The organism is Bacillus sp. NPDC093026, assembly GCF_044754665.1.
Classification (GTDB): domain Bacteria; phylum Bacillota; class Bacilli; order Bacillales; family Bacillaceae; genus Bacillus; species Bacillus maqinnsis.
In genome coordinates, this window is sequence record NZ_JBIVPN010000002.1 from 300871 (window position 1) to 315322 (window position 14452).

Below are 14452 nucleotides of genomic sequence, written 5' to 3' on the forward strand. Positions count from 1 at the left end.
ATGCAATGAAAACAGGACGCATCTGTCAGATCATGGGACCAGTCGTAGACGTTCGTTTTGAAGACGGTCACTTGCCTGAGATTTATAATGCGATCAAAGTTTCGCATAAAGCGGAAAGTGAAAGTGAAGTTGATATCGACTTAACTTTAGAAGTAGCACTACATTTAGGTGATGATATAGTCAGAACCATTGCGATGGCATCAACAGACGGTGTTAAACGTGGCATGGAAGCTGTGGACCTTGGATCGCCAATTTCAGTACCAGTTGGTAACGCAACACTTGGACGTGTATTCAACGTACTGGGAGACAACATTGACTTAGATGAGCCACTTGGAGTGGAAGTACCGAGAGATCCAATTCACAGACAAGCTCCATCTTTTGATCAACTATCAACAGAAGTTGAAATTCTTGAAACAGGTATCAAAGTTGTTGACCTTCTAGCCCCATATATCAAGGGTGGTAAGATCGGTCTATTCGGTGGAGCCGGTGTAGGTAAGACCGTTCTGATTCAAGAATTGATCAATAACATCGCACAAGAACACGGCGGTATTTCAGTATTTGCAGGTGTTGGAGAGCGTACACGTGAAGGAAATGACCTTTACTATGAAATGAAAGATTCAGGTGTTATCGAAAAAACAGCAATGGTCTTCGGTCAAATGAACGAGCCTCCAGGTGCACGTATGCGTGTTGCTTTAACAGGTTTGACAATGGCTGAGCATTTCCGTGATGAACAAGGTCAGGACGTATTGTTCTTCATTGATAATATCTACCGCTTTACACAAGCAGGTTCTGAAGTATCAGCCCTTCTTGGACGTATGCCTTCTGCGGTAGGTTATCAGCCGACGCTTGCAACAGAAATGGGTCAGCTTCAGGAGCGTATCACATCTACAAACGTAGGATCGGTTACATCGATTCAAGCGATCTATGTACCTGCAGATGACTATACAGACCCAGCTCCAGCTACAACATTTGCTCACCTTGATGCAACGACAAACCTTGAGCGTAAGCTGACAGAAATGGGGATTTATCCAGCGGTTGATCCACTTGCATCAACATCTCGTGCACTTGCACCAGAGATTGTTGGCGAAGAACATTATGCCGTTGCGCGCGAGGTTCAGCAGACACTACAACGCTACAAAGAGCTTCAAGATATCATTGCCATTTTAGGTATGGATGAATTATCTGAGGAAGATAAGCTTGTTGTACACAGAGCACGTCGTGTTCAATTTTTCTTATCTCAAAACTTCCACGTAGCAGAACAGTTTACTGGTCAAAAAGGTTCTTACGTGCCATTAAAAGAAACTGTTCAAGGCTTTAAGGAAATCTTATCTGGTAAATACGATCACCTTCCTGAAGATGCTTTCCGCTTAGTCGGGCGCATTGAAGAAGTGGTTGAAAAAGCCAAAGAGATGGGTGTAGAGGTCTAATCTGGTCCTTAGGAGGGTAAAAGCATGAAGACCATTCAAGTCAATATCGTTACTCCCGACGGCCCAGTGTATCAAGCGGATGTGGAAATGGTCAGTGTAAGAGCAGAAAGCGGTGAGCTTGGCATTTTAGCTGGCCACATTCCAATGGTTGCTCCGTTAAAAATCGGTGCTGTTCGCTTAAAGAATGGGAATTCAACTGAATTGGTAGCTGTCAGTGGCGGATTCATTGAAGTTCGTCCTGACAAGGTGACAATTCTCGCTCAAGCCGCTGAAACATCAGAGCAAGTTGATGTAGAACGTGCAAAATTAGCAAAACAGCGTGCTGAAGAGCATTTGAACCACCCGAATGAAAGTGATGTACGCCGGGCGGAACTCGCATTAAAACGAGCGTTAAACCGTTTAAATGTAGCAGGGAAATAAAATGGAAAATCCTTCTTATCACTAAGATAAGAAGGGTTTTTTTAAGAATTACATGAACGAATGATATAAAGACACATAAGGATGAGATGCTTGTTTTTCAAGATATAAATGCTCACAAAACTGCATACTATGCCACGTTTTATTGTTTCGGCGCAAACCAAGCGTATATTGATGCGAGGAGTCCATATAAGGGCGCACGACCCAGTCAGCATCGGGATGATGTCGAATCACTACCTCTCCCACATATACACTCATCATGGCTTCTAATGCATCAATTGGCATTTTCCACTCAGCAAAAAGCTGCTGAGCAAAAGCATGAAAATATAAAAATTCTAGCTGATAAAGGCTCTCTTCTGAATAATCCAAAGAAATGTGATGAAAATGACACAATTGTGCTAATTCTTCTAGCTGTGACTGTCTATAATCAAAGTAGAATGCAATGGCCTCCCATTCATGATCGAAGGAGGGAAGCAGTTCTCCGTACAAATCAACAAAGTGGGGAACAGAATCTTTCAATATGTTCAGCTCCTTCCACACGCAGTATATCATCTCCTTGGCATCAACATAAGAGGAGATTCACACTAAATGTAGCTCTTTTTTCCAAATGAATCATCTTTCCGATTTTTCGGGGATATAATGAAAGGGAGTTTTCCTTTACAGAAATAAATAAAAGGAGGATCCAACTGTATGGAAGATCTGGGACAACAAGCAATTGTCAGTATTGTAATCCATCTATTTTTTATTGCTGTTACCTGGTGGGCTTTGCTTGCCGTTAATATTGAACCATTGATTAAAAAAGGGAAAGTCGTTCAAGCCAGATTGCTAATGATGCTACTCACCATTGCCATTGCATCAACAGTCAGCAATTTCTTCCTAGATTATTTAAATTTCTCCAGACAAATCCCTTATATGTTTTAAATGAAGGTTTGGCCACATCCACCTGCGGGAACATAAACAGAAGCGTCAAAAGTATGGCTTTTTAATCACTTTTTCCACGTATGCATTCCTCTCCTTGCGGCAACACTTGTAGCAAGGGGGAATGACAAGTGAGAAAGTATTTAAAGGGTTGGCCATTGTTTGCGTTTATTCTTTTATTTGTCCTTATGTTTCAGGGTGTTCGTGCCGAAGAATTATCACCGCTCGCTCAAATGGCGAAAGGTCTCAAACAACAGCAAGTGGAAGTCGATGGCTGGACACTTCACGCCAAAACAAATGTGGACATCACCTCAAAACAATTTTCAAAAAAAGTGAAACGTTTGAAAGACGAACTACGACAGTATGAGTGGACTGAAAAAAAAGAAAAACATGTCACCAAAGTTACTGGAACGTACAAAGACAAAAAAAATGATACATTTTCAAAAATTTTACTCGTAAAGACCGACACAAAAAACAAACAAAAGTCGTATTTATTATATGAGCAAAAAGGTGCTCGCCCCCTGAATACTTGGAATAATACATATGATCAGTTCGTACGTCATGCAAAAAGCATATTACAAGAAAAAATTGTGATTTTTACTTGTCTCGATGGTCATGTAAATGGTATGATGGATGTTGTTTTGCAAAAAAAAGCTGAAATGTTAGCTAATGAATTTCAAGCAAAGCCAGTTGAGTATCTCGTTGAGTCTAAATTTGTATCGCTTTCCGCTTACACAGATAAGTGGGAACAGTTCATTATGACTTCAAATGATAAAATGAATCTTCAAATTGCCATCAGAAGTTCGGAAATGAACGAAAAACATACGATTACGGTTGGCACACCAATCGTAACGACTGAATATTAATATAGAGAATTTGGGACGCGGAGGGGAAGACCTTGGAAAAAATCATCGTCCGCGGCGGTAAAAAGTTAAACGGCACAGTTAAAGTAGAAGGTGCGAAAAATGCCGTTTTACCAGTTATCGCTGCATCTTTGTTAGCAAGTACAGAAAAAAGCGTAATTTGTGATGTACCTACGCTCTCCGATGTATATACAATCAATGAAGTGTTACGTCATTTAGGAGCAGAAGTACATTTTGAAAATAACGAAGTATCAGTAGACGCATCTAATGCATTACAAACTGAGGCTCCGTTTGAGTATGTCCGTAAAATGAGAGCATCTGTGCTCGTCATGGGACCACTTTTAGCTAGAACAGGTCATGCAAGAGTAGCATTACCTGGCGGCTGTGCAATTGGTTCAAGACCAATTGACCAGCATTTAAAAGGTTTCGAAGCGATGGGAGCTAAAATTCAAGTAGGTAATGGTTTCATTGAGGCTGAAGTAAAAGGTCGACTAAAAGGTGCGAAAATCTATTTGGATTTCCCAAGTGTAGGAGCAACTGAAAACATCATTATGGCAGCAGCATTAGCAGAAGGAACAACAATCTTAGAGAATGTTGCAAAAGAACCAGAAATCGTTGATTTGGCAAACTACATCAATGCCATGGGTGGTAAGATTCGCGGAGCAGGTACTGGTACGATTAAGATTGAAGGTGTAGAAACACTTCACGGTGCAAAACATACCATCATCCCTGACAGAATTGAAGCAGGTACTTTCATGGTAGCAGCAGCCATTACAGAAGGAAATGTCCTTGTAAAAGGTGCAGTACCAGAACATCTTACATCGCTTATTGCGAAAATGGAAGAAATGGGTATTCAAATCATTGAAGAAGAAGAAGGTTTAAGAGTGATTGGACCATCTGAGCTCAAGCCAATTGATCTAAAAACAATGCCGCATCCTGGGTTCCCAACGGATATGCAATCTCAGATGATGGCGCTATTGCTTCGTGCGAACGGAACAAGCATGATCACAGAAACTGTTTTTGAAAATCGTTTTATGCATGCTGAGGAATTCCGCCGAATGAATGGCGATATTAAAATTGAGGGTCGTTCTGTCATTATCAATGGACCAGTTCAACTTCAAGGAGCTGAAGTGGCAGCTACTGACTTGAGAGCAGGAGCAGCACTTGTACTTGCTGGATTAGTGGCAGAAGGTCATACACGTGTCACTGAATTGAAGCACATTGACCGTGGTTATGTAAATTTCCATCAAAAACTTGCAGCAATCGGTGCGGATATCGAAAGAGTAAGCGAAGAATCGGCAGATATCACAAAGGAACAGGTCGTTTCAGATCTGAATGCGTAATAAAAAGGAATCAGTGTGTCGACAGCGGCATGCTGATTTTTTTTAGAATCATAGAATGAATAATTCAAAAGCTTATCATTAGTGTATCCAATTGTCTTACATTTTATTCATAAAGACGACCAGTAAATCTAATCAGAATGATCATATACCTAGTAGCATAATGACTTGTCTAATGAATGAAAGAAGCTGTCATATTAGCTTGTCCTTGTCCATAGGATAAAAGAGATTCAATGACAAATGGGGGCAGCCAAATATGAAACCAATGATATGGACAATTGCAGGAATATGCATCATCATCTTAATGATTCCAACCTTACTTGTGTTGCCGACGTTCCAAGGGGAAACGGCGGCCAATCAACACATAGCAGCAGAACCATCATTGAAAAAAGAAGTGAAAGGTTCAGTTAGATTGAAGCAATCACCCGTCTCCATACCCGTGTATCGTTCAGTGCATCAGCAGGTAGAGAATATCCCTTTAGAAGAGTATGTCATCGGGGTAGTAGCCTCTGAAATGCCGGCAGAATTTGAAATTGAGGCACTGAAAGCGCAGGCTCTCGCCGCCAGAACGTATATCGTCAGACAAATGATCATTGATAAGACAGTAAAATCACCTAAAGGATCACTTGTCGATGACACACAAATGTTTCAAGTCTACAAAAACAAGCAAGAACTAAAGAAAATCTGGGGGAAAGAGTACAATTGGAAACTGAAAAAGGTCACAGAGGCTGTGGCTAGCACACAAGGTAAAGTACTGACTTATGATGAAAAGCCAATTGATGCTTCTTTCTTTTCAACAAGTAATGGACAGACTGAAAATGCTGAAGCCTATTGGAAAAATGAAATCCCTTATTTAAAGAGTGTCTCAAGCAAATGGGATTCAGCTTCACCGAAATTTCAAAACACAAAAACGATGACGGTAAGTGAATTTCAGCAAAAATTAGGTGTGACCCTCAACAATCGAAATCAGGTTGGAGAGATCACAGAACGGACACCGGGAAATCAAGTAGCTAAAGCAGTCATAAACGGTAAAACCCTAACAGGTAGAGATATTCGAGAATCACTCGGACTCCACTCTGCAGACTTTACTTGGAAGCGAAAGGGTCAACAAATTGTCATTACAACAAAAGGATATGGTCATGGTGTAGGCATGAGTCAATACGGTGCACATTATATGGCGCAGTCAGGAAAAAAAGTAGAAAGCATCGTGAAACATTACTATAAAGGGATTCAAATTGAGTCAGCTGATCGCTTTCTCAACACATACATGGCAAAAAAATAAAAACAAAGGTGTCTCCTAAACGGGGCATCTTTTTATTTGTTCAAAAAGGTTTGAACAGATTGTGTCAAATTGAGACTTAAGACGCAGGTTAGGCAATCTTAAACATTTATGTCCTGACAAGCACTGATGGCTGATACAAAGTCGCTCGAAAGACAGAGAAATTTAGGAAAAAAATGATGCGTTAGGTGAAAATATCTAGACATCTAACTGCTTTATAGTGATTTAGATGAAAGAGAAAAAGGGATCGTGTCCTATACCATTCCAAGAAAGAATCTTTTACGATTAAGGTGTTTCAATCAAATACATAAGGAGGAATGAAAAGTATGTTAAAAAAAGTATTCACACTCGTAGCCTTAGCTGTATTGACATTATCAATGTCAGTCTCTTCACCAGTATTTGCAGAAGCAAAAGCAGCCAAAAAAGATCAGAAAGATGTAAGAGTGACAATCTTGCTTGATGCAAGTGGAAGTATGGCGAGAAAAGTAGATGGTGAGCGCAAATTTGACCTAGCAAAACAAGAGGTATTTAAATTTGCACAGTCACTTCCGAAAAACGCCAACATTCGTATGAGCTTGTTTGGTTCTGAAGGAAATAACAAAAATTCAGGTAAAGCTCAATCTTGTGAAGTCATTAGAGGAGTTTACGGCGTACAGCCTTATGAAAAACAAAGTTTTGAAAACTCATTAAACGGACTTGGACCAAATGGCTGGACACCAATAGCACGTGCTCTTGAAAGTGCAAAACAAACGGATATACAGTTGCATAAGGGAACCAAACATATTGTTTATCTAATTACTGATGGCGAAGAAACTTGTGGCGGAGATCCAGTGAAAGTAGCAAAAGAATTGCATAAATCAAAAGGATCTACTGTCGTAAATGTCATTGGATTAGACTTTAACGAAGGCTATGAAGGCCAACTGATTCAAGTTGCCAAAGCTGGTAAAGGTCATTACTATCAAGCCAGTACTGGAAAAGAGATGGAGTCTATATTAACGGCAGAATCATTAAAACTACACGAATAACTTGCTGAAGAGAAGGGGAACGATTGATTCGTGCTATCGTTTCTCTTTTTCCGTACAAAATGTGAAAAAGGAGTGTCACAATTGATGAAAAAGAATATCATCTTGACGATTTTAGCTAGTCTTGTCTTACTTCTTTCTTCACCGGTTCATGCTGTTACTAAGAAGGAACCTGCTCACGTGGTCATATTACTAGACTTAAGCGGTAGTATGGCACAATCAATTGAAGGTGAGAAGAAAATTGATATTGCCAAGCGCTCTATCCAGAGCTTTTCAAGTATTTTATCAGAAGATACGCAAGTCATGCTTCGTGTTTTTGGTCATGAAGGCAACAATAAAAATGCTGGAAAAGCCATTTCATGCGCTAGCTCTGAAGCAGTCTATGGATTTGGAACATATGAACAAACGGCATTTAATCAAGCATTAAATGTTTATGGACCAACAGGTTGGACGCCATTGGCGAAAGCACTAACTGATACAAAGCAAGATTTTGAAGATCATCAAGCCGAAGGAAAAAATATCGTGTATGTTGTCAGTGATGGTCAAGAAACTTGTGGCGGAAATCCTTCACAAGCAGCAAAAGAATTACATGAAGACGGAATTGATACGATCGTCAATATCATTGGCTTTGATGTGAAAGAAAATGAAGCAAAAAGTTTGCAATCTGTCGCAAAAGCTGGTGGTGGAAAATATCAGTCGGCAGCGAATGCAAAAGAGCTGAATTACATTCTGCAGAAAGAAGCGAGTTCATTCGGTCAGTAGACACTTAAGAGCAGCTGGGGAAAACAATGCCCCAGCTTTCTTTAATTTAAGGTTGTTTCAAGTTCATCGATTCGTTTCTCGACATAGCGCTGATCCTTTCTTGCATGAAAGGTTTCAGCTTTTTCTAATACCGCTACCGTATGATATTCTGGAATCTGAGAATAGCTCTCATACACGCCTTTCGGTATTAGCACGTTCCCTTCTGGCCAATAAATGGCGATATTGCCACGTTTCAACTCTCCAAATTGAGCGACACCTTGATAGGATCCATATTGATTAAAGAGAACAACTAGGTCACCCGCTTCGACATATAGCTCTTTTGCATCTTCTTCATTCATTAAAATAGAATGGCGCATTCCTCCATTAAAGGCATCCTTTTCACTGTAAATCATTGAGTTAAACTGTTTCCCTCGTCTTGTCGTAATTTTGAAATGTCCCTCCGTTTTCCGATATTTAGGAAGCTGCGCTGGAAGAAGGTGTCCTTTTCCATCTGGCGTCGGACAGATTCCATCTTCGCAAAGCCAAGCACCTCCCCATTGAAAAACGTCCCCTCTATGACGCAAATGCTGAATTCCATCATAGTTTCGGTTAGCAATTGCAATTTCACGACGAATGTCGTCAGCTCTTTCAAAATGTATAAGTTCTGCATCTTCTGGACGGACTCTTTTAGCAAGATCTATATAAATTTTCCATTCTGCTCTTGCTTCTTCAATACGTGGACCCTCAATTTCTGGACTGAAATAAACCATCCTTTCTGTGCTGGTCGACGTTCCTCCGCCTGGCTGTTCGTATCTCGTCATAGCTGGCAGGACAATTACAGCTTCTTCTGCCTCTACAAGTGTAGAGGTGTTCAATATAATATCTTGATGGACACGCAGTTCTAGTTCAGATAAAGCTTTTTCAATCGTTTCTGGATTAGGCATGGTTTCTAAAAAGTTTCCTCCGCTAGTAAACAGTATTTTGAGCTTTTGCGGGTGTTCTTTAGGAAGTGCCATCTTTTCAAAAGATTGACCAATGGTATCACCATGCCATTTAGGAAGATCAAAGCCCCATATTTTCTCGACTCTTTTAATATTCTCTTCATCAAAATCACTGCCTGGTAAAACAAATGGATCGGCACCCATTTCTCCTGACCCCTGTACACCGCTGTGTCCGCGAATCGGCATGACACCACAATGTTTTCTGCCAATAAATCCACGTAACATGGCGAGATTTGCGACTTGCGATATATTATCTGTTGCAAAACGATGTTGAGTCAGTCCCATGCTCCAAATAAAAACACCTGAATTGGCACTCGCTAGCAATACTGCGAACTCCTTCATTCTTTCTTTCGATATGCCTGATGATGCTTCTAAGTCCTCCCATTTTAGCTGCGAGACATGCTGCTCTAAATCCTTTATGCCTGTCGTGTGTGCTTGAATGAACTCATGGTCGAGAGCGGAATGAGGAGCTTTTTGCTCCATATCAAACCAGTGCTTCATGACGCCGTTCATAAATGCAATATCGCCCCCTATATTGACTTGGTAAAAATCATCAGCAATTTTTGTGCCGAATAGAGCACTTTCTGGGATAGAAGGAATCCAATACTTTTCCATAGCTGGCTCTTTATATGGATTGATAACAATAATCTTTGTTCCCTTCTTTTTAGCAGCATACATATATTTAGTGGAAACAGGTTGATTGTTTGCTGCGACAGAACCCCAAAAAACCAATACATCAGTTCCAATCCAATCACTGTAGTTACAGCTAGAAGCGCTTATTCCGAGAGAACGTTTAAGGGCTGTTTTGCTGGGCGAATGGCAAATGCGGGAAGCATTATCGATATGATTTGTACCAATAAATCGTGCAGCCTTAGCAGCGGTATAATAAACTTCATTCGTAATCCCTCTAGCCGTTAAGTAGAAAGCAAGCTGACGCTTATCAATCGATTTGATCTTAGCAGCGATTTGATCTAATGCATCATCCCAAGAAATTCGTGAAAAGGCATTCTCGCCTTTTTTTCGGATAAGTGGATAAGGAATACGCCCAAGTTTACGAAGAGAGGTGCTATCCATTTTTTGTAATTGGCGAATATCTTGAAACCATTTTGGATCAATGGCTGGCATGGTGTTAAGCCGAAGTAGATTTAGCCTTGTCGTGCATATATGAGGTCCTGCAAGTGTCTGATCGTGTAAACCTGATACACCAAGCGCACATCCGTCACAAACGCCCTGCGTTAAAATACGATAAGCGTAAGGAAGGTTATCTTTGTTTTCCCAAGCCACTTTCATTGTATCTCTGATATGTTTAGGTTTCACTTTTCCAATTCCCATAGGAGCAAAAGAGGCCCATAGCTTAGGCGAGGGTTTTTTATTGAGTTTAATAGGTCCCTTGTGTTTGCTTTTTCCCATGATATCATCACCCTCCTATACTTTTTTGAAGCGTTTTCATATCTAAAAATTACCTTTACATTGCGATTCTGTCAAATTTAATTTAAGTACGAGCAAAGATGGAAGAAGTGGCAGCGAGGCTTAATTCTCTAAGCTGATAGATATCCTTTCGAATGAGAAGGGATATGATGATGGCAATAAAAAATTAAGCCAGAGTACCAACAGAATCTATCATTCGTCAAAACACTCCATTCATGGAAATTCTATTGACAAATGGATTTCAACAGCAATCGTAGCGATAAGCCAACGATTTTTTGATTTGTTCATTGTGTGCCCACCCATATAAAGCCATTAAAAAGTTTGATAAGATAGAACCATGTTTCCTTTTTATGACTTTTAAAAAATATCATATTTCTATTGGTTCATATAAAAAATTGATGTTGAAAGGAAGATTATAAAATGAATCTATCTGTTAAAAAAGAACGAGTTATTCATCAATATCGTGCGGGCAAATTTAATTGCAAAACAGATGAAGTTGTAGAAGAATTTCCGTTAACCATTTTGGTAAATGGCGAAGAGTTTGTGACACTTGTTTGTTCACCAGACCATTTGAGAGAATTGGTTATTGGATTTTTAGCTTCCGAAGGAGTCATTCGATTTAAAAATGAGATCAAAAGGTTTACAATAGATGAAAGTATGGGTTTTGCCTATGTTGAATTGAATGACACAAAGAGTTTTCGTTCATCGGATTTTACCAAAAGGGTTATTGGATCTTGTTGCGGCAAAGGTAGACACTTTTACTTTCTTCAAGATGTGAAGACAGCTAAAACAGCAATTGATAAAATTAATATTTCTGCCGAAACCTGTATTCATTTGATGATGTGTTTACAAAATGAAAGTCAGTTATTTCAACATACAGGTGGCGTGCATAATGCTGGGCTGTGTGACACAGAGAAGCTCATCATCACTAGAACTGATATAGGAAGACATAATGCGTTGGATAAAATTTATGGATATTGCTTACTTCACCGAATTCTTGTAAGAGATAAAATACTTGTGTTTAGCGGTCGGATATCTTCAGAAGTATTATTGAAGGCAGCAAAGCTGGGAGTTTCAATTGTGATATCAAAATCAGCACCTACTGAACTAGCACTTGAAATGGCAGAAGAGTTAAACATCACAACCGTTGGATTCGTAAGAGGTGATTCTTTTAATATCTATACTCATCACCAGCGCATTATAGAATAGGAGGCAAAGAATGGTCAGTATTTTAGATAAAAGAAATCGGCCATTGCGTGATTTGAGAATATCGGTAACAGATCGCTGTAACTTCAGATGTACTTACTGTATGCCTGCTGATATCTTTGGACCAGATTATCCTTTTTTAAATAAAGAAGAACTGCTTAGTTTTGAAGAAATTGAACGACTTGCTAAACTCTTTGCAAAAGATTTAGGTGTTGTTAAATTGCGCATAACAGGCGGTGAGCCTTTAATGCGAAAGGACTTACCAATTTTAATAGAAAAGCTTGCTAAAATACCAGGTATTGAAGACATTGCAATGACCACCAATGGCACCCTTTTACCTATATACGCAGATAAGTTAAAGAAAGCAGGTCTTCAGCGAGTTACCATTAGCTTGGACTCATTGGACCCTGAACGTTTTAAGAAAATAAATGGACGACAAATCTCTATACAAAAAGTTTTTGATGGTATCGAAGCAGCGAAAAAAGCTGGACTTGCTATTAAAGTGAATATGGTTGTTCAAAAAGGTGTGAATGAGCAAGACATTTTGCCAATGGCATCCTATTTTAAAGAAGCGGGACTCATTCTTAGGTTTATTGAATTTATGGATGTTGGCAATACGAATAAATGGAATCTAGAGCATGTTGTGACTAAAAAAGAGATCATTGAATTGATTCATTCCGAATACCCTATCAAACCTGAAGCACCTCATTATGCAGGTGAAGTAGCAAATCGTTTTTTTTATGAAGATGGTTCAGGAGAGATTGGAATTATTTCCTCAGTTTCGGATGCCTTTTGTGGTTCATGCAATAGAGCAAGATTATCTGCGCGAGGCGAGCTGTTTACTTGTCTTTTCGCATCCTCAGGTTTTGATCTGAAGCAAATGATTCGTGCAACAGAAGATGATCAAGAAATAACGAAATTATTAAAGGAAGTATGGTCAAACAGACATGACCAATATTCAGCTGAGAGAGAGCAACAGAAAGCAAATAAATCAAATCACAAAAAAGTAGAAATGTCTTACATTGGTGGCTAGTGAGGTTAGTGACATCAATGTATCATGAACATTTATTCTTGAAAAGAAGAGAAAATGCCATAATAAATGAGGAAAATGCTTTTTTGAAAAAAGAACGATAAGAGTCTTAACTCAATCATCATAAGAAAAACAGCAGATATCCTGCTGTTTTTAAAATGCTATTTTATCTATCAGAAATGTCAGAGTAAGGTTGGAAAATAGATTTTTAATCATTGAACTCAGCTTTACTTTTACATGTTCTGTGATAAAATCAAATCAATCTTTACCAGCTTGATTTTCTCACTCCTGGAATATGACCTTTATAGGCAAGCTCACGAAATGCAATCCTAGACATTTTAAATTTTCGCAAATAACCTCTAGGACGACCAGTTAATTCACAACGATTCTTTAAACGAGTAGGAGAGGAATCTCTAGGCAATTTCTGCAAAGCCTCATTGTCACCTTTTTCTTTTAACTCTTTTCTTAATTCTGCAAATTTCAAAACGAGCTGTAGTCGTTTTTTTTCTTTTGCGATCTTTGATTTCTTGGCCACTCAAAACCCTCCTGCCGGTTTAATTTTGTATTTTCCATTGAAAGGGGTATTCAAACGTTGTCCAGTCTTGATTCAATTCCTTAGGTGTTAATAAGCATTAAATCAAGTGTATGAATGATGTCTGTTTTAGGCAAGTCTACACCGGTAAATACAAGTATTGTGTGTCGACCCGCCAAACTCTGCATCCCATTCATCAAGAAGCTCTGGTTCCTCATTGAAAATTCGAGATTTTTCTTTCTCAGACAAGGCGGCAATCCAATATACAATCGGTTCAATAGCAACTGATTTTCTGACCTGTGCAATTAAAATGGTTAGATCGTTATGTGTTACCAGCCATGCAAATCCTTTAGCGCGAACGATCTGTTCTAGCATCTAGCCATGTATTTAGCCTAGCTGTATGAAAGGGAAGTCTTCGTTTGTTAACAAAGGAGGAGAGTTGGTATTCTTCTGTTTCAGGCGTAAGCTGGGTATGTTCTGCGTTGATTTCTTTTATCTGCCTGCGGATGCACTTGATTTTTCAAAGTCAAACAGTCCAGTATTTAAAATGTCATTTGGCTGTACCTGTCCTTTTGAGGTTCCAATGATTTTTGCTTCTGGTTGAAGTGTAGTCAGTACATGCTCAAGTCAATTTAGTACAGAACATGATTTAATATAATTGTTTTTCCAGCGCCTAAAAATCCGCTTAATACAGTAAACAGGTATTCGTTTATTCATTTGTTTCTGTTCCTGTGATCATTTTCTTTCCTGTCGCCTTAAAGAGTAATTATTACGATTTGTAGTTTAAAAAATTATTTTGTTTCTCTATGAAGGGTGTATTTCTTTAATCGAGGAGAATATTTGTTTAACTCCAATCGATCTGGATTTGTTCGTTTATTTTTTGTAGTGATATAGTTTCTGTCACCTGTTTCAGTACAGGCTAAGGTAATTTTCACACGCATACGGAATGTCATCCTCCTTTATTTCGTAATTATTACGATTTGTATTCTAAAATGATTAGAGCTTATTGTCAAGTATCATTGTTGATGAGATGAATTTAGCAGAAAGGGGTAGCGCAAATGAATAGGATACCCCTTTACTTGAAAATTCACAAATGTAAATGCACATTTAATCTTCATTCATGAAGATAAAACTTCAAATGGTTCCTTATTGCTTCAATTCCTGCCTGATTTATACACGATCTTTATATAATGATGAAACTAAGGTGAGGTGACTGTCGTTTTACAACCGATTCTCATTGAAGAACAG

16 protein-coding genes are annotated in these 14452 nt (G+C 39.0%); 10 read left to right on the plus strand and 6 right to left on the minus strand.

Features of this window, described 5'->3' with window-relative positions; genetic code table 11:
* Positions 1-5: 5 nt before the first annotated feature.
* Together atpD and ACIQCE_RS06475 are read left to right on the plus strand one after the other, a co-directional pair.
* Positions 6-1427, plus strand: a complete 1422-nt coding sequence (gene atpD, locus ACIQCE_RS06470) for a F0F1 ATP synthase subunit beta (protein WP_400494070.1) — start codon at positions 6-8, stop codon at positions 1425-1427.
* A gap of 24 nt (positions 1428-1451) precedes the next feature.
* On the plus strand, positions 1452-1847 hold the full coding sequence (locus tag ACIQCE_RS06475; protein ID WP_353854342.1) for a F0F1 ATP synthase subunit epsilon: 396 nt from the start codon (positions 1452-1454) through the stop codon (positions 1845-1847).
* Between the two features lie 48 nt (positions 1848-1895).
* Here the strand turns inward: ACIQCE_RS06475 and ACIQCE_RS06480 are convergent, their stop codons facing one another.
* Positions 1896-2363, minus strand: coding sequence for a hypothetical protein (locus tag ACIQCE_RS06480; protein WP_400494071.1), 468 nt, complete (start codon positions 2361-2363; stop codon positions 1896-1898).
* Positions 2364-2534: 171 nt separating this feature from the next.
* Between ACIQCE_RS06480 and ACIQCE_RS06485 the strand changes: the two genes are divergently transcribed.
* The 6 genes from ACIQCE_RS06485 to ACIQCE_RS06510 all read left to right on the plus strand — a co-directional run bounded on the left by ACIQCE_RS06485 (position 2535) and on the right by ACIQCE_RS06510 (position 8028).
* The gene (locus tag ACIQCE_RS06485; protein ID WP_353854344.1) at positions 2535-2765 is read left to right on the plus strand and encodes a DUF1146 family protein; all 231 of its coding nucleotides are present in this window, start codon (positions 2535-2537) and stop codon (positions 2763-2765) included.
* 128 nt (positions 2766-2893) lie between these two features.
* On the plus strand, positions 2894-3628 hold the full coding sequence (locus tag ACIQCE_RS06490; RefSeq protein WP_400494072.1) for a YwmB family TATA-box binding protein: 735 nt from the start codon (positions 2894-2896) through the stop codon (positions 3626-3628).
* 32 nt (positions 3629-3660) lie between these two features.
* On the plus strand, positions 3661-4968 hold the full coding sequence (murA, locus tag ACIQCE_RS06495; RefSeq protein ID WP_353854346.1) for a UDP-N-acetylglucosamine 1-carboxyvinyltransferase: 1308 nt from the start codon (positions 3661-3663) through the stop codon (positions 4966-4968).
* A gap of 253 nt (positions 4969-5221) precedes the next feature.
* Complete coding sequence (gene spoIID / locus ACIQCE_RS06500) at positions 5222-6247, plus strand: stage II sporulation protein D (RefSeq protein ID WP_400494073.1); 1026 nt, start codon at positions 5222-5224, stop codon at positions 6245-6247.
* Positions 6248-6570: 323 nt separating this feature from the next.
* Positions 6571-7269, plus strand: coding sequence for a VWA domain-containing protein (locus tag ACIQCE_RS06505; RefSeq protein WP_400494074.1), 699 nt, complete (start codon positions 6571-6573; stop codon positions 7267-7269).
* A gap of 84 nt (positions 7270-7353) precedes the next feature.
* Complete coding sequence (locus ACIQCE_RS06510; RefSeq protein WP_353854349.1) at positions 7354-8028, plus strand: VWA domain-containing protein; 675 nt, start codon at positions 7354-7356, stop codon at positions 8026-8028.
* A 41-nt stretch (positions 8029-8069) separates the two neighbouring features.
* On the opposite strand, the gene ACIQCE_RS06515 is transcribed toward ACIQCE_RS06510, so the two are convergent.
* Entirely contained in the window at positions 8070-10418 is a 2349-nt protein-coding gene (locus ACIQCE_RS06515) for an FdhF/YdeP family oxidoreductase (protein ID WP_400494075.1), read from the minus strand.
* 438 nt (positions 10419-10856) lie between these two features.
* On the opposite strand from ACIQCE_RS06515, the gene fdhD reads away from it, so the two are divergent.
* Together fdhD and moaA are read left to right on the plus strand one after the other, a co-directional pair.
* Entirely contained in the window at positions 10857-11645 is a 789-nt protein-coding gene (gene fdhD, locus ACIQCE_RS06520) for a formate dehydrogenase accessory sulfurtransferase FdhD (RefSeq protein ID WP_400494076.1), read from the plus strand.
* A gap of 10 nt (positions 11646-11655) precedes the next feature.
* On the plus strand, positions 11656-12675 hold the full coding sequence (gene moaA / locus ACIQCE_RS06525) for a GTP 3',8-cyclase MoaA (protein WP_400494077.1): 1020 nt from the start codon (positions 11656-11658) through the stop codon (positions 12673-12675).
* Positions 12676-12937: 262 nt separating this feature from the next.
* Here the strand turns inward: moaA and rpsN are convergent, their stop codons facing one another.
* The 4 genes from rpsN to rpmG all read right to left on the minus strand — a co-directional run bounded on the left by rpsN (position 12938) and on the right by rpmG (position 14145).
* Entirely contained in the window at positions 12938-13207 is a 270-nt protein-coding gene (gene rpsN / locus ACIQCE_RS06530) for a 30S ribosomal protein S14 (RefSeq protein ID WP_400494078.1), read from the minus strand.
* Positions 13208-13333: 126 nt separating this feature from the next.
* Positions 13334-13579, minus strand: a complete 246-nt coding sequence (locus ACIQCE_RS06535) for a CobW C-terminal domain-containing protein (RefSeq protein WP_400494079.1) — start codon at positions 13577-13579, stop codon at positions 13334-13336.
* Between the two features lie 257 nt (positions 13580-13836).
* Entirely contained in the window at positions 13837-13917 is an 81-nt protein-coding gene (locus ACIQCE_RS06540; protein ID WP_400494478.1) for a GTP-binding protein, read from the minus strand.
* 78 nt (positions 13918-13995) lie between these two features.
* Complete coding sequence (gene rpmG / locus ACIQCE_RS06545) at positions 13996-14145, minus strand: 50S ribosomal protein L33 (RefSeq protein ID WP_353854354.1); 150 nt, start codon at positions 14143-14145, stop codon at positions 13996-13998.
* Positions 14146-14452: the final 307 nt, after the last annotated feature.